Below are 16423 nucleotides of genomic sequence, written 5' to 3' on the forward strand. Positions count from 1 at the left end.
CCACTGCCTTTGAACGCTTGGACCTGAACCACAGGGCCAGCGACATGCGATCCACCCATACGCCCAGCGAGGGCACCGCGAAGCCGGTGACCCGCGCCAACGAAACTGACCGCCTTTGGCTGGACCCCGAGCAAGGCTTGGGGACCGTGCCTGCTCATGCTTCACCGGAAACACATGAACCAATCTCCAACCCCATGCACTCCACACCTACCCTGTTGAGGGCAGCGCGCGCCCTGCTGGCCGCGCTGCTCCTCTTGTTGCTGCCGGCCCTGCCTGCAGCGGCGCAACTGGCTCGCGGCATGGCGCCGTCCAAGGGCCATTCCGCGCCCCAGTCGCACCAAGGCCATCATCACGATGACTTGGCGCAGCTCCTGAACATGCACGACCAGGAGATCCACTTCACGGAGAACAAGGGGCAGTTCAGTCCCGGTGTGCTCTTTCGGGCGGACTTCCCCTACGGACAGGCGGTAGCCACCCCCCAAGGCATGGTGGTGACGGCCTTCGACCCCGTGGAAGTGGACAAACGCATTGCGGATGGCTTCGCGATCGAGGAGGAGCAGCGTCAAGGGCGACCCGCACGCGAGCTCACCTGGAGGCGAAGGGGCCATGCCTGGCAACTGCGCTTCGTGGGCGGAAACGCATCGGCACGTGCGGAGGGCCGCGACGCACACCCTGAGGTATCCAACTACTTCGTGGGCGACCGCCAGGCCACCGACGTGCGCAGCTTCCAGGAAGTATGGTACCGCGATGTGTACCCGGGCATCGATGCGCGCTACTATCCGGCCAAGGACGGCTCGCTGGAGTATGACCTGATCGTGATGCCTGGCGCCGATGCCGGACGCATCGCCATCGCCCATGACGGCATCGGCAAGATGCGCGTGAACGAGCAGGGTGAACTGCTGATCGAGACCCTCCTGGGCGAGCTGGCGCACCCTGCGCCCTACGTGTACCAGCGCATCAACGGCAAGGAGATCGCCGTGGCCAGCCGCTACACTATCGAGGGTGACAACACCCTGCGTTTCGAGCTGGGGGCCTATGACAAGCAGCATCCGCTGGTGATCGACCCCATCGCCATGCGCTGGGCCACCTGGATCAACACCAACAGCAGCGACGACAACCACGGCCACTGCATCTGGGTGGACCCCGCCGATGGCGCCATCTATGTGGTGGCCCGCGTGGTGGGCACCACGGACCAGATCACCCCGGGCGCCTTCGATGAGACGGCCAATGGCAACCTGGAGATCATCGTTGGCAAGTACCTGGAGCCTTCCGCGGTGGGCGGCAGCGGCACCCGCGTGTGGCAGACCTACATCGGTGGCGGCGGTGACGACAACCCCTACGCCATGGAACAGGGCCCCGACGGGAACCTGTACATCACCGGCCAGACGAGCAGCACCAACTTCCCCCTGCTGGGCGGCAGCGCCTTCAGCGGATCCAGCATCAACCAGCAGTCGCAGAGCGGCATCGATGTCTTCGTGCTGAAGATCAATACCGCGGGCAGCAGTATCAAGGCCGCCGTGGTGGGGGGTAATGGGGCCGACGACAACTACGATGTGCGCCTGGCGGCCAACGGCGACGTGTTCGTGGCCGGGAGCACCACCAGCACCAACCTGTCCACGCTGAACCCCGGCAGCGGAGCCAGCAACACCAACAACGGCGGTGCGGATGTGCTGCTGTTCCGGGTGAACCAGGACCTGAGCAGCCTGGTGTGGATGCGCAACTATGGCGGAAGCAGCACCGACCGTGCGAGCATCATGCTGCACAACCCCGTGAGCGGCGACCTCTTCGTGGGTGGCAACACCAGCAGCACCAACTTCCCCACGGTGAGCCCGCGCCAAAGCACGCGCGGAGGGACCAGCGCCGGCTTCATCCAGCGCCTGAACGGCACCACGGCCGCCACGGTCTGGTCCTCCTACTTCAGCAGCGACGCCAACGACGATGCCAACCTGCTGTGCATGGAGTTCAATGCCGCCCGCACGGAGCTCTACTTCGGCGGGGTGACCGAGGGCCTGAACAGTGCGAACATCACGGCCGGCGCCTATGATACGGGACACAACGGGAGCAACGACTTCTACGTGGGCCGGATGAGCATCGACCAGAATTTCCTGGGCGGCACCTACGTGGGTGGCAGCAGCAACGAGGTGAACATGATGGGCCTGAACGTGGACCAGAACAACGATGTCTACGTGTTCGGCTATTCCAACAGCACCAACTTCCCGATGAGCACGGCACCGAACGTGCCGCTGCAGACCACCAACCAGGGCAGCAACGACAAGGTCTTCTTCAAACTGGAGAGCGACCTCAGCGCACTGGAGTTCAGCACCTACTACGGCGGCACGGCCGACGATTATGACCCGGTGGGCGAGCGCGGCATCAAGTTCAGCAACTGCCGCATCTACACCATCGTCACCGCGCGCAGCAACAACATCCCGCTGACGCAGGGCGCGCTGAACACCACCAAGGTGAGCGGCACCACCCGCTACGAGCCCGGCCTGGTGGTGTGGGCCAACCCGCCCGACCTGCTGGGCAACAGCATCACCTACCAGGGCGTGGCCATCTGCCCCGGAGCCACTCCGGGCGATATCATCGGCTCGGAGCCCACCTACGTGCTGCCCACCATCGTGCGCAACAACAGCGCGTCCTCCTATCCTTCGTTCGGCAGCGCCGCGACCTACCAATGGCAGATCAGCACCGATAGCCTCACGTGGACGAACATACCCGGGGCCACAGGACAGAACCTCTCGGGAGCGCAGATCGGAGCGCTCACGCAGGACACCTATATCCGTCGGATCATCGGCGGCGATGCATGCATCCTCGCCGGCGCGGCCGACCAGGTGGTGAAGGTGCGCATCATGACGGTGGAAGGCACCGTGACCGACGCGCTGTGCAATGGCGCGGCCACCGGCAGCATCACCGCAACGGCCGATGGCCAGGCCCCCTTCACGTACATCTGGAGCGATGGGCAGAGCACGCAGACGGCGGGCAACCTCGCCGCAGGGCCCTATACCGTGACGGTGACCGATTTCAATGGCTGCAGCGCCACGGCCAACTTCGTGGTCGGCCAGCCCGCCCCCCTCTCCGCCAACATCAACACCACGCTCGATGCCTGCAACACCAGCACCGGCGGCGCAAGCGCGAGCGGCACCGGTGGCACGCCCGGCTACGGTTACGCATGGAGCACAGGAGCCGTCGGCCCGAACATCACCGGCGTGCCGGCCGGGCTCTACAGCGTGACCGTGACCGATTTCAACCAGTGCTCGGTTTCCATTCCCGTCAACATCCAAGGCACGGTTCCGCCCGTGGCGGATGCCGGTGCTGATGCGGAGATCAATTGCGCGACCGGCCCCAGCATCCAGCTCAACGGCAGCAGCACGCCGCAGGGCCTGCAATTCTCATGGAGCGGGCCGGGCATCGCCTCGGGCGGTGGCACAGCGAATCCCAGCGTTAACCAGGCCGGCATCTACACGCTCACCGTCACCGATCCGCAAACGGGGTGCAGCAGCACTGACGTGGTGGAGGTCACCGTGAACACGACGTCCCCAAGCGCCCAAGCCTCAGGCGGCACCATCACCTGCACCAACGCGTGCGTGCAGCTCACCGGCAGTGGCAACGGCAGCTTCAGCTGGAGCGGCCCCGACGGCTTCACCAGCACCGAGCAGAACCCCACGGTATGCGTCCCGGGCACCTACATCCTCACGGTGACGGGCGCCAACGGCTGCACCAGCACAGCTACCGCTCAGGTCAACAGCGATACGGAGGCTCCTGCGGCCGAGGCCACGGGCGGTTCGATCAACTGCAACCTGCTGTCGACGCAGCTGCAGGGTTCCGGCGATGGCAGCCTGGCCTGGACCGGTCCGAACGGCTTCACCAGCAGCGAGGCCGATCCGGTGGTCAACGTGGCCGGCACCTACACCCTCACGGTGACCGCTGCCAACGGCTGCACCACCTCGATCCTGGCAGATGTCACCATCAGCGGCACCACGGCCAGCGCCGGTGCCAATGGCGGGGAGATCAGCTGCCTTCAACCCACCGTGCAACTCCAGGGCGCCAGCCTAACCCCCAACGTGACCTATGCCTGGAGCGGTCCTGGTGCCTTCACCAGCACCGACCAGAACCCGGTCGTGAGCCTACCCGGCACCTACACCTTGACGGTGACCGGCGCCAGCATCCAGGCGGAGGACGGACCGATCGCCTGCGTGGGCACGGCCGAAGCATTGGTGACCGGCAATACGGATGAACCCGGGGCTGTGGCTTCGGGCGGCACCATCACCTGCAACAACGAGTGCGTGACGCTGAGCGGTAGCGGCAATGGCAGCTTCGCCTGGAGCGGCCCCGATGGCTTCACCAGCACCGAGCAGAACCCGACGGTGTGCGCCCCCGGTACTTACACCCTCACGGTGACCGGTACCAACGGCTGCACCAGCACCGCCACCGCCGAGGTCGGCGAGGACACTGATCTGCCCGGCGCGCAAGCTTCTGGCGGCACCCTCACCTGCAACAACGCGTGCGTGCAACTGAGCGGCAGCGGCAACGGCAGCTTCGCCTGGAGCGGCCCCAACGGCTTCACCAGCACCGAGCAGAACCCAACCGTGTGCGCCCCCGGCACCTACACCCTCACGGTGACCGGCAGCAACGGCTGCACCAGCGTGGCGACCGCTGAAGTGGCGCGGGATGTGGATGAGCCCGGCGCGCAAGCTTCTGGCGGCACCATCACCTGCAACAATGAGTGCGTGACGCTGAGCGGCAGCGGCAACGGCAGCTTCGCTTGGAGCGGCCCCGATGGCTTCACCAGCACCGAGCAGAACCCGACGGTGTGCGCCCCTGGCACCTACACCCTCACGGTGACGGGCAGCAACGGCTGCACCAGCACCGCCACGGCAGAAGTGGGTCAGGATGTGGATGCGCCCGGCGCACAAGCGGCTGGCGGCACCATCACCTGCAACAACGAGTGCGTGACGCTGAGCGGTAGCGGCAATGGCAGCTTCGCCTGGAGCGGCCCCGATGGCTTCACCAGCACCGAGCAGAACCCGACGGTGTGCGCCCCCGGTACTTACACCCTCACGGTGACCGGTACCAACGGTTGCACCAGCACCGCGACCGCTCTGGTCGATGAGGACCTGGTCGCACCCGGGGCTCAGGCTGCTGGCGTCACCATCACCTGCAACAACGCGTGCGTGCAACTGAGCTGCAGCGGCAACGGCAGCTTCGCCTGGAGCGGCCCCAACGGCTTCACCAGCACCGAGCAGAACCCGACGGTGTGCGCCCCTGGCACCTACACCCTCACGGTGACCGGCACCAACGGCTGCACCAGCACCGCTACGGCTGAAGTGGGTCAGGATGTGGATGCGCCCGGCGCTCAAGCGGCTGGCGGCACCCTCACCTGCAACAACGAGTGCGTGCAGCTGAGCGGCAGCGGCAACGGCAGCTTCGCCTGGACCGGTCCCAACGGCTTCACCAGCACCGAGCAGAACCCGACGGTGTGCGCCCCTGGCACCTACACCCTCACGGTGACCGGTACCAACGGCTGCACCAGCACCGCCACCGCCGAGGTCGGCGAGGACACTGATCTGCCCGGCGCGCAAGCTTCTGGCGGCACCCTCACCTGCAACAACGAGTGCGTGACCCTGCAAGGCGTGGGTAACGGTTCGTACAGCTGGAGCGGCCCCGACGGCCTCACCAGCGCCGAGCAGAACCCGACGGTATGCGTCCCCGGCACCTACACCCTCACGGTGACCGGCACCAACGGCTGCACCAGCACCGCCACGGCCGAAGTGGGTCAGGATGTGGATGTGCCCGGCGCTCAGGCCGCTGGCGGCACCCTCACCTGCAACAACGAGTGCGTGACCCTGCAAGGCGTGGGTAACGGTTCGTACAGCTGGACCGGCCCCAACGGCTTCATCAGCATCGAGCAGAACCCGACGGTGTGCGCCCCCGGCACCTATACCCTCACGGTGACCGGTGCCAACGGCTGCACCAGCACCGCCACCGCCGAGGTCGGCGAGGACACTGATCTGCCCGGCGCGCAAGCTTCTGGCGGCACCATCACCTGCAACAATGAGTGCGTGACGCTGAGCGGCAGCGGCAACGGCAGCTTCGCGTGGAGCGGCCCCGACGGCTTCACCAGCGCCGAGCAGAACCCGACGGTATGCGTCCCCGGCACCTACACCCTCACGGTGACCGGCACCAACGGCTGCACCAGCACCGCCACGGCGGAAGTGGGTCAGGATGTGGATGTGCCCGGCGCACAAGCGGCTGGCGGCACCCTCAGCTGCAACAACGAGTGCGTGACCCTGCAAGGCGTGGGTAACGGTTCGTACAGCTGGACCGGCCCCGATGGCTTCATCAGCATCGAGCAGAACCCGACGGTGTGCGCCCCCGGCACCTATACCCTCACGGTGACCGGTGCCAACGGCTGCACCAGCACCGCCACCGCCGAGGTCGGCGAGGACACTGATCTGCCCGGCGCGCAAGCTTCTGGCGGCACCCTCACCTGCAACAACGAGTGCGTGACCCTGCAAGGCGTGGGTAACGGTTCGTACAGCTGGAGCGGCCCCGACGGCTTCACCAGCGCCGAGCAGAACCCGACGGTATGCGTCCCCGGCACCTACACCCTCACGGTGACCGGCACCAACGGCTGCACCAGCACCGCCACGGCCGAAGTGGGTCAGGATGTGGATGTGCCCGGCGCTCAGGCCGCTGGCGGCCCCCTCACCTGCAACAACGAGTGCGTGACCCTGCAAGGCGTGGGTAACGGTTCGTACAGCTGGAGCGGCCCCAACGGCTTCACCAGCGCCGAGCAGAACCCGACGGTATGCGTCCCCGGCACCTACACGCTCACGGTGACCGGCACCAACGGCTGCACCAGCACCGCCACCGCCGAGGTCGGCGAGGACACTGATCTGCCCGGCGCGCAAGCTTCTGGCGGCCCCCTCACCTGCAACAACGAGTGCGTGCAACTGAGCGGCAGCGGCAACGGCAGCTTCGCCTGGAGCGGCCCCGACGGCTTCACCAGCGCCGAGCAGAACCCGACGGTGTGCGCTCCCGGCACCTACACCCTCACGGTGACCGGCACCAACGGCTGCACCAGCACCGCCACGGCGGAAGTGGGTCAGGATGTGGATCTGCCCGGCGCGCAAGCTTCTGGCGGCACCATCACCTGCAACAATGAGTGCGTGACCCTGCAAGGCGTGGGTAACGGTTCGTACAGCTGGAGCGGCCCCAACGGCTTCACCAGCGCCGAGCAGAACCCGACGGTATGCGTCCCCGGCACCTACACCCTCACGGTGACCGGCACCAACGGCTGCACCAGCACCGCCACGGCGGAAGTGGGTCAGGATGTGGATGTGCCCGGCGCTCAGGCCGCTGGCGGCACCCTCACCTGCAACAATGAGTGCGTGACCCTGCAAGGCGTGGGTAACGGTTCGTACAGCTGGAGCGGCCCCAACGGCTTCACCAGCGCCGAGCAGAACCCGACGGTATGCGTCCCCGGCACCTACACGCTCACGGTGACCGGCACCAACGGCTGCACCAGCACCGCCACCGCCGAGGTCGGCGAGGACACTGATCTGCCCGGCGCGCAAGCTTCTGGCGGCACCCTCACCTGCAACAACGAGTGCGTGCAACTGAGCGGCAGCGGCAACGGCAGCTTCGCCTGGAGCGGCCCCGACGGCTTCACCAGCGCCGAGCAGAACCCGACGGTATGCGTCCCCGGCACCTACACCCTCACGGTGACCGGCACCAACGGCTGCACCAGCACCGCCACGGCGGAAGTGGGTCAGGATGTGGATGTGCCCGGCGCTCAGGCCGCTGGCGGCACCCTCACCTGCAACAACCAGTGCGTGACGCTGAGCGGAAGTGGCAACGGCAGCTTCGCCTGGAGCGGCCCCGATGGCTTCACCAGCACCGAGCAGAACCCGACGGTGTGCGCTCCCGGCACCTACACGCTTACGGTGACCGGCGCCAACGGCTGCACCAGCACCGCCACGGCTGAAGTGGGTCAGGATGTGGATGTGCCCGGCGCGCAAGCGGCTGGCGGCACCCTCAGCTGCAACAACGAGTGCGTGACCCTGAGCGGCAGTGGCAACGGCAGCTTCGCGTGGAGCGGCCCCAACGGCTTCACCAGCACCGAGCAGAACCCGACGGTGTGCGCCCCCGGTACCTACACCCTCACGGTGACCGGTGCCAACGGCTGCACCAGCACCGCCACCGCTGAGGTCGGCGAGGATACTGATCTGCCCGGCGCGCAAGCTTCTGGCGGCACCATCACCTGCAACAATGAGTGCGTGACCCTGCAAGGCATGGGTAACGGTTCGTACAGCTGGAGCGGCCCCAACGGCTTCACCAGCGCCGAGCGGAACCCCACCGTGTGCGCCCCCGGCACCTATACCCTCACGGTGACCGGTGCCAACGGCTGCACCAGCACCGCCACGGCGGAAGTGGATCAGGATGTGGATGTGCCCGGCGCACAAGCAGTGGGTGGCACTCTCACTTGCAACACGTGGTCTATAGTCTTGAATGGTGCTGGGGATGGAGCGTATAGTTGGATTGGTCCCAATGGGTTCACGAGTAATCTTGAGGACCCAGTCGTTTTCGAACCCGGCACATACGTATTGACGGTAACTGGTTCGAATGGCTGCACGAGCACTGCAAGTACTATGGTGGACGTGGATTTCGACCTGCCCGAAGCAGTCGTCTATTCGACCTTGATCGGTTGCAACGGCGAACCTGCCACACTAAGCTACTCCAGCAGCAGTTCGATCGCTTACGCCGCTTGGGTCTACTCCATTGGAGTTGTAGGAAGTGGTCCCACCTACTCCACAAGTACTCCCGGCACATACATCCTACTGCTCACTGGTACCAATGGCTGCGTGAATGAGATCCAGGTGGAAGTGATGCAGGACACGGACTGCGGCAAGGTGTGCGGCCCGATCATCGAGTCCTGCCCTCCGGATATCACGGTGCAGTGCGCCGACGACTTCTCGCCCTTCGCCCTCGGCGGTGAGCCCATCTTCCGCAAGAAGCAGGAGGACTGCCCGGAGATCGAGCACGTGGGATGGACCGACGCGATCCTGAGCAACTGCCCGTATGTCATCCGCCGCACCTTCTGGGCGACGGACGAAGCCGGGAACTATGCCAGCTGTACGCAGTACATCACCCTGATCGACGAGGTGCCTCCGGTCTTCACGGGAATCCCGGCCGACCTCGCCGTAGCCTGCGATGCGGACCTGGATGCGATCCAAACGCCGGATGTGACGGCCTACGACGAATGCACCAAGGTGCATGTGGCGGTGCAGCACAGCATGGTGGTGGTACCGGGTGACTGTGCCGGCTCCTACACCATCGTGCACACCTGGACGGCCAACGACCAGTGCGGAAACGTCGGTACGGCCACCTGGGCCATCACGGTGACTGACGATACGCCCCCCGAGCTGAGCTGTCCGGTGGAGGATCTGGTGGTGGAATGCGGCAAGCTGCCGAAGCCGGTGAAGTGCGAGGCGACGGACAACTGCTCTGGAAGCGTTGAGGTCGAGGTGACCGACGTGGCCGGGCAACCAGACTGGACCGGCACCTACGTGGTGACCCGCACCTATACTGCGGCCGACGACTGCGGCAATCCTGCGCAGGTCATCCAGCACATCACCGTGAAGTGCACAAAGAAGCCGGGGTACGGCGACATCACCATCGCGAATCCGAAATCGGCCATGTCGGCGAACGCCTCCCCCAACCCCTTCCGGGAGGAGACGACCGTCTTCCTGATGCCCACGGAGAGCGGCACGGCTCAAGTGGTGGTCACCGACCTGCAGGGACGCAAGGTGGCCGACCTCTTCCAGGGCCATGTCGAAGCAGGGGTTGCCCTTGCCCTCCCCTTCCGACCGATGGAACGGAATGGCGGCGCCTACATCTATCGTATCCGCCTGAACGGCGAGGAGGTGGTGGGGCGCATCATGGCGCAGCCCTGACGGATCGACGTATTGCATCGAACGAGGAAGCCCCGGCATGGCCGGGGCTTCCTCGTTCCAGCATCGACCAAGGCAGCGGGCCTATGGGGCCAGTCGCTGCTCCGGCACTACACGTTGAACAGGAAGTGCATCACATCGCCGTCCTTCACCACGTAGTCTTTGCCTTCCACCCGTAGCTTTCCTGCAGCCCGACAGGCGGCTTCACTGCCGTAGCGGATGAAGTCGTCGTACCCCATCACCTCCGCGCGGATATAGCCCTTCTCGAAATCGCTGTGGATGACCCCGGCCGCCTGAGGCCCGGTGTCCCCTTGATGAATGGTCCAGGCCCGCACCTCCTTCTCCCCTGCCGTGAAGTAGGTCTGGAGCTTCAACAGCCGGTAGGCTGCGCGGATCAGCTTGTTCACACCGGGCTCATCGAGGCCCATGTCGGCGAGGAACAACGCGCGTTCTTCAGGGGTGTCCAGCGCGGCGATCTCTGCCTCGATGGCGGCTGTGACCATGATCACCTCAGCATTCTCCAGCTTCACCGCCTCCTTCACGCGCTCCACATGCGCATTCCCGGTCTTGGCGCTCTTCTCGTCCACATTGCAGACATAGAGCACGGGCTTGGTGGTGAGCAGCTGAAACTCGGCCAACAGGGCCGGATCGTCGGCCCCGGTGACGGCGGCCCTTGCGCTCTGGCCCGTCATCAGGGTGTCTTTGATGCGGGAGAGGAGCTCGAACCGGCGCTTGGCCTCCTTGTCTCCCGTGCCCGCCTGCTTCTGCACCTTGGCGCTGCGCGCCTCCACGGTCTCCAGGTCCTTCAGCTGCAGCTCGATATCGATCACCTCCTTGTCACGAACCGGATCCACGCTGCCGTCAACATGCACCACGTTGGGGTCGTCGAAGCAGCGCAGCACGTGCAGGATGGCATCGCACTCACGGATATTGCCCAGGAACTGGTTGCCCAAGCCCTCCCCCTTGCTTGCCCCCTTCACCAGCCCCGCGATGTCCACGATCTCCACCGTGGTCGGTACGATGCGCTGCGGTTTCACGAGGTCGGCCAGCCGGTTGAGGCGCTCGTCAGGCACGGTGATGGTGCCCACATTGGGCTCAATCGTGCAGAATGGGAAATTGGCCGCTTGCGCCTTGGCGTTGCTCAAGCAGTTGAACAGGGTGCTCTTCCCCACATTCGGGAGTCCCACGATTCCGCACTTCAGTCCCATACGTCCGATTTTCGGGCGGCTAATGTAGGCCGGGGTGCGCAGTACGGCGGGCCCTCATCCGCTTGGTGCGCCGGGGCGGTGATGCACGGCGCAGCACAAGAACCGCATGGCTCAGCCCATCCCCCGCCCGAACCCCCATACGGCGTCATAGTGCCTGATGGCGGAGCCGTGATGCTTCAAGCTGGCGTATGGCAGGGAATGCAACGGCGCAATGCCGCAGTCCGGCATGCGTCCTCAACCGGAGCACGCTGAGCTGCATCGACCGTGGCAAGTGCCCCGTTGGAATCGAAGCCGTCCTATTGCACCGGCAGCTCGGCCACCTGGGCCAGCCGCTCACGGCGGAACATGGCCTCTGCCTGCAAGCGGGCTGCCTCGGGCTGCACACGGGCCTCGTACTCCTTGTTCCATGCCAGGAATCCGGTCATGGGCGTGAACCGCCCCATGCCCATGGGCATGTCGAAGAAGCCAAGATCGAGGCCGTCCACCTGTTCGAAGAGGGTCATCTCCACCTCCACCTGCTTCACGGAGCGGTCATCTTCCCAGGCCGGGCCATGGGTATCGATCGCGAAGCACTTGGTGACACGGCCCGGCATGGAGAACCGGATCACGTACTCCGCGCCGTTGTCGAGCGTGAAGCCGTAGTGGCCGTTCGCACCTGTGCGATGCACATGCTGGCGGACACCATCCTTGTAGACCCTGACCAGCGCGTCGGCCAGGGGCTCGCGGGTGGCCGCATCCGTGACCACGCCCTTCACGTGCAATTGGGCGCCCAGGGCGCTGAGAGCGAGCAGCGAAAGGGCCAGGAAAGCTGGGATGCGCATGGCTGAGGAGATGGGGTTGGTAGCTTTCAATGCCATCAGTGGTTAGCGGCTGGCCTTGAGCGGGGGGCGAAACTATCCCCGCGACCAAGGGCGATCAAGGGGGGGCTGGCCGCTCGGCCGTCATCTTGCGAACAGTCGGCTGTGAATTGCAGGGTGATGAAGTGCGCCCCGGAGCCGCACGTGGGTGCCCGGACTAAGGGCTACCTTCGCCGCCCTTCGGAACACCGCTCGTAGGGTGGCCGGAGCGAACCGATGAAAATCCATGTGACCCTCCCTGACGGCAGCGTCAGGGAATACGATGCTGGAGCCACGGCCATGGACGTGGCCCGGAGCATCAGCGAAGGACTGGCCCGCAACGTGCTCTCGGCCAAGGTGAATGGCGCGGTATGCGACGCCAACCGCCCCCTGCCGGGCAACTGCACGCTGAACCTGCTCACCTGGAGCGACCCCGAGGGCAAGTCCACCTTCTGGCACAGCAGCGCCCACCTGCTGGCGGAGGCGCTCGAGGCGCTGTACCCCGGGGTCAAGTTCGGCATCGGACCGCCCATCGAGAACGGCTTCTACTACGATGTGGACCTCGGCGACCGCACATTGGGCGAGGCGGACTTCCCCGCGATCGAGGCCAAGATGAAGGAGCTGGCCGCGCGGAAGAGCGCCTACCTGCGGCGCGAGGTGCCCAAAGCCGAAGCCATTGCCTACTTCCGGGAGAAGGGCGACGAATACAAGCTCGAGCTCATCGATGGGCTCAATGACGGGGAGATTACCTTCTACGAACAAGGCGGCTTCACGGACCTCTGCCGCGGTCCGCATATCCCGGATACCTCCTTCATCAAGGCGGCCAAGGTGATGAGCGTGGCCGGCGCCTACTGGCGCGGCGATGAGAAGCGGAAGCAGCTGACGCGCATATACGCCATCACCTTCCCCAAGCAGAAGGAACTGGACGAGTACCTGGTGCTGCTGGAGGAGGCGAAGAAGCGCGACCACCGAAAGCTGGGCCGGGAGCTGGACCTCTTCACCTTCAGCGAACGGGTGGGACTGGGCTTGCCCCTGTGGCTGCCCAAGGGCACCGCCCTGCGCGAGCGGCTCATCAATTTCATGAAGGAGGCCCAGGAGAAGGCCGGGTATGTGCAGGTGGCCACCCCGCACATCGGGAGCAAGGCACTCTACGAGACCAGCGGTCACTGGGAGAAATACGGAAAGGACAGCTTCCAGCCGATCAGCACCCCGCAGGAGGGCGAGCTCTTCATGCTCAAGCCCATGAACTGCCCGCACCACTGCGAGATCTTCGCCAGCCGGCCGCGCAGCTACAAGGACCTGCCGCTGCGCCTGGCTGAGTTCGGCACGGTGTACCGCTACGAGCAGAGCGGCGAACTGCATGGCCTGGCCCGGGTACGCGGCTTCACGCAGGATGATGCGCACCTCTTCTGCCGTGCCGACCAGGTGAAGGAGGAATTCATGAAGGTGATCGACCTGGTGCTGCTGGTTCTCCGGGCGCTGGGCCTGGAGCACTTCGAGGCCCAGGTGAGCCTGCGCGACAAGGAGGACCGCAGCAAGTACATCGGCAGCGAGGAGAACTGGGAGAAGGCCGAGCAGGCCATCATCGACGCTGCTGCGGCCAGCGGGCTCAGAACCGTGGTGGAGTACGGCGAGGCCGCGTTCTACGGCCCCAAGCTCGATTTCATGGTGAGGGACGCCCTGGGCCGGCGGTGGCAGCTGGGCACCATCCAGGTCGACTACAACCTCCCCGAGCGATTCCAGTTGGAGTACGTGGGTAGCGATAACCAGCGGCACCGGCCGGTGATGATCCACCGGGCGCCTTTCGGCAGCCTGGAGCGCTTCATCGCCCTGATCATCGAGCATACCGCAGGGCGATTCCCGCTGTGGCTCACGCCGGAACAGGCCATCGTACTGCCCATCAGCGACAAGTTCGTCGATGCCGCGCAAGCTGCCAGCACAGCCTTGGCCCAATTGGGCATCCGCACCACGGTGGACGAGCGCAACGAGAAGATCGGCCGGAAGATCCGGGATGCCGAGCTGGCGAAGACGCCCTTCATGCTCATCGTGGGCGAGAAGGAGGCCGCTGAGGGCGCTGTGGCGGTGCGCGAGCACGGAAAGGGCGACATCGGCACCCTCTCCACCCAGGCCTTCGCTGACCTGGTGAAGGCCCGGGAAGCCGAGCAACTGGGCCGTTACTGACCCACTGACCGCCAACGAGCCGGCCGCAAGCTGCTGATGGTTAGGTAAAGATGCCGATATTCGCGCCCTCAAACCCGGGAAACGGTTTTCCCGGGTACCGAACCAAACCAGTTTAAGTGGCAGGACCTCCGTTCCGTCCCAGTGGCCCGCCCCGCCCTCCCGGCGGAGGTGGCCGTCGTCCCTTCCGTGGTCGCGTCATCAAGGAAGACCCACACCGGATCAACAACAAGATCTACGGTGTCAACGAGGTGCGCGTCGTCGGCGAGAACGTGGAGCAGGGCGTCTACCCGTTCAGCCAAGCGCTGCGGATGGCGGAGGAGCTGGGCCTGGATCTGGTGGAGATCAGTCCTACGGCCGTGCCCCCGGTATGCCGCATCACCGACTACAAGAAGTTCCTCTACGACCTCAAGAAGAAGCAGAAGGAGATCAAGGCCAAGCAGAGCACCGTGGAGGTGAAGGAGATCCGCTTCGGCCCCAATACGGATGAGCACGACGTGAACTTCAAGCTGAAGCACGCGCGCAACTTCCTGGAGGAGGGCCACAAGGTGAAGGCCTTCGTCTTCTTCCGCGGGCGCAGCATCGTCTTCAAGGAGCGGGGCGAGATCCTGCTGCTGAAGTTCGCCCAGGACCTGGAGGATGTTGGCCTTGTGGAGAGCATGCCCAAGCTGGAGGGCAAGCGCATGATCATGTTCCTCATTCCGAAGAAGAAGAAATAACGTAGAGGGCGTGACCCATCGCGCCCCGACAACCACGACAGACAATGCCCAAGATGAAGACCAAGTCCGGCGCCAAGAAGCGGTTCAAGCTGACCGGCACCGGCGAGATCAAGCGCAAGCACGCCTTCAAGCGCCACATCCTCACCAAGAAGGAGACCAAGCGCAAGCGCGCCCTCACCAAGATGGCCTTGGTGCACGACCGCGACAAGAAGGCGATCCTCGATCTGCTGAAGTAAGCCAACCCGATCGCTCCAGGGTATCAATCGGTAGCGTTAACCAGGACGTGCAGCACCAAAGACCAGCCCCGCGCTGACGCTCACGCCCGAAAACCAGTGGAACAATGCCACGCAGTCAGAACAAAGTAGCCAGCAAGGCCCGCCGCAAGAAGGTCCTCGCCATGGCCAAGGGCAGCTTCGGCCGCCGCAAGAATGTGCTCACCGTCGCGAAGAACAGCGTCGAGAAGGGCCTCACCCACGCCTATGACGGCCGGCGCCTGAAGAAGCGCGATTTCCGCGGCCTTTGGATCCAGCGGATCAACGCCGCCGCGCGGATCAACGGAACCAGCTACAGCGTGCTCATGAGCAAGCTGAAGAAGGCGAATATCGACCTGGACCGCAAGGCCCTGGCCGAGATCGCCTACAGCGATGCCGCCGCCTTCGCGGCCATCGTGAACAAGGTGAAGTGATCGGAGCAGCGCTCTGTCGGGAAGGGGCCTTCGGGCCCCTTTTCGCTTCCGTGCAGCCTTGGGCGTACGCTCCGGGCAGGATAGCTTTCCAGCGCCGCACGGCACCCCGCGCCCGATCGGTGGTGCTGGTGCAGTCGGATGAACGAACGACCGGTATCCCATGATCGCGAATCGGCAACTTCCGCTCCCGCTTGTCCTCCTTCTGCTCTCCTGCGGCGCCCCCCCACCTGCGGCAACAGATGCCATCCCGGAAACGCTGCGGAGCCGGGAGCAGACCACCTTGGCTGCCCTGCTGAGCGGCCTTGCGCCTGCCAAGGGAGCCACATACGCCCCTTGGGGGCAGGAGACCGAGATCGCCGATGCGCTGCACGTGCAGTGGAAGGACGGCGCCCCGGTTCGGAAGGGGCAAAGCCTTGTGCGCGCAGCCTCCGTGCGCCTGGTGCTGCCCGCAAGCCCTGACGCCGAAGAGCCGGCCATGGAGTGGGACTTTCTGCTGGTGGGCAATGAACGGGGCTACGACCACGCAGAGCTGGTCCACGGCAACTCCCAGGAGGCGATTTCAACCACTGCCGAAGCACTGATCGGCGAAGGCGGGCATGTGCTGCGCGAGGTGCAGCGCTGCGATGCATCGGCCACGGACGGCTTCACGAAGCATGAGTTGGCTTTCGCGCATAGGTCCACGGGTTGGCTGCGGGTGTCCTACTCTGCCGGCACCGCAGGGTTGGGGCGCAGCATCACCTACGGCTTCAGCCCCGCCTGGGGAAAGGCGCGAGAGGCCTGTGATACCGAATGACGGCTTGGCCGCAACGTGCATGGTTCGTATCCCTTTCATGGAGGGTTG

Annotated in this window: 8 protein-coding genes; 6 read left to right on the forward strand and 2 right to left on the reverse strand. The window is 65.2% G+C overall.

Annotation, left to right across the window (positions count from 1 at the left end; all coding sequences use genetic code 11):
* The first annotated feature begins 194 nt into the window (after nt 1-194).
* A complete protein-coding gene (locus QY325_04525; protein WKZ67195.1) occupies nt 195-9959 on the forward strand; it encodes a hypothetical protein in 9765 nt (3254 codons plus the stop codon).
* Between the two features lie 107 nt (nt 9960-10066).
* Here QY325_04525 and ychF read toward each other — a convergent pair whose 3' ends face one another.
* Together ychF and QY325_04535 are read right to left on the reverse strand one after the other, a co-directional pair.
* Nucleotides 10067-11158 (reverse strand): redox-regulated ATPase YchF, encoded by a 1092-nt coding sequence (gene ychF / locus QY325_04530; GenBank protein ID WKZ67951.1) that lies wholly within the window; start codon nt 11156-11158, stop codon nt 10067-10069.
* 302 nt (nt 11159-11460) lie between these two features.
* The gene (locus QY325_04535; GenBank protein ID WKZ67196.1) at nt 11461-11985 is read right to left on the reverse strand and encodes a carboxypeptidase regulatory-like domain-containing protein; all 525 of its coding nucleotides are present in this window, start codon (nt 11983-11985) and stop codon (nt 11461-11463) included.
* Nucleotides 11986-12237: 252 nt separating this feature from the next.
* Here QY325_04535 and thrS point away from each other — a divergent pair, with 252 nt between their 5' ends.
* From thrS to QY325_04560, 5 genes are all read left to right on the forward strand, one after another.
* A complete protein-coding gene (gene thrS, locus QY325_04540; GenBank protein ID WKZ67197.1) occupies nt 12238-14181 on the forward strand; it encodes a threonine--tRNA ligase in 1944 nt (647 codons plus the stop codon).
* 197 nt (nt 14182-14378) lie between these two features.
* Nucleotides 14379-14897, forward strand: coding sequence for a translation initiation factor IF-3 (gene infC, locus QY325_04545; protein WKZ67952.1), 519 nt, complete (start codon nt 14379-14381; stop codon nt 14895-14897).
* A gap of 44 nt (nt 14898-14941) precedes the next feature.
* Nucleotides 14942-15133, forward strand: a complete 192-nt coding sequence (gene rpmI, locus QY325_04550) for a 50S ribosomal protein L35 (GenBank protein ID WKZ67198.1) — start codon at nt 14942-14944, stop codon at nt 15131-15133.
* A 104-nt stretch (nt 15134-15237) separates the two neighbouring features.
* On the forward strand, nt 15238-15582 hold the full coding sequence (rplT, locus tag QY325_04555; protein WKZ67199.1) for a 50S ribosomal protein L20: 345 nt from the start codon (nt 15238-15240) through the stop codon (nt 15580-15582).
* A gap of 160 nt (nt 15583-15742) precedes the next feature.
* On the forward strand, nt 15743-16375 hold the full coding sequence (locus tag QY325_04560) for a hypothetical protein (GenBank protein ID WKZ67200.1): 633 nt from the start codon (nt 15743-15745) through the stop codon (nt 16373-16375).
* The last annotated feature ends 48 nt before the right edge of the window (nt 16376-16423 follow it).

The sequence above is a fragment of the Flavobacteriales bacterium genome, assembly GCA_030584065.1.
Lineage (GTDB): Bacteria > Bacteroidota > Bacteroidia > Flavobacteriales_F > PHOS-HE28 > PHOS-HE28.

Excerpts from the sequence above, each read along its gene's own strand:
- QY325_04525 (WKZ67195.1), top strand. The coding sequence starts at position 195 with ATGCACTCCACACCTACCCTGTTGAGGGCAGCGCGCGCCCTGCTGGCC.
- QY325_04535 (WKZ67196.1), bottom strand. The coding sequence starts at position 11,985 with ATGCGCATCCCAGCTTTCCTGGCCCTTTCGCTGCTCGCTCTCAGCGCC.
- thrS (WKZ67197.1), top strand. The coding sequence starts at position 12,238 with ATGAAAATCCATGTGACCCTCCCTGACGGCAGCGTCAGGGAATACGAT.
- rpmI (WKZ67198.1), top strand. The coding sequence starts at position 14,942 with ATGCCCAAGATGAAGACCAAGTCCGGCGCCAAGAAGCGGTTCAAGCTG.
- rplT (WKZ67199.1), top strand. The coding sequence starts at position 15,238 with ATGCCACGCAGTCAGAACAAAGTAGCCAGCAAGGCCCGCCGCAAGAAG.
- QY325_04560 (WKZ67200.1), top strand. The coding sequence starts at position 15,743 with ATGATCGCGAATCGGCAACTTCCGCTCCCGCTTGTCCTCCTTCTGCTC.